The sequence below is a fragment of the Photobacterium sp. R1 genome (assembly GCF_054600795.1).
Map to the genome: position 1 here is coordinate 1 of NZ_BAAHZP010000705.1, position 257 is coordinate 257.

General features: G+C 52.9%; 1 pseudogene. It reads right to left on the bottom strand.

What is annotated here, in order from left to right:
• Nucleotides 1-257: pseudogene (locus ACYP03_RS26905) on the bottom strand (ATP-dependent helicase); the annotation flags it as partial.

The window sequence follows — 257 nt, forward strand, 5'->3', positions numbered from 1 at the left end:
TTTTCACAGCGCTGATCCATCGACTCCAGCACGGTCGATACCGCATCTAACCTGTCTATCGCTTCTTCTATCTCACTGGCTGTAGCCTCGGTTTTCCATATCCAGCTGTCCAGACCGCTTTCACGCCGGTACTGCTCAAACACATCAAAGGCCTTCTGCCCGCCTTTGCGCTGTAACCGGTTAAAAAGCGCCAGGCGTTCAATCAGGTTATCCAGTTTCAGACCAGGGTTTACCTGGGCATGCCGCTCAGCAAAACC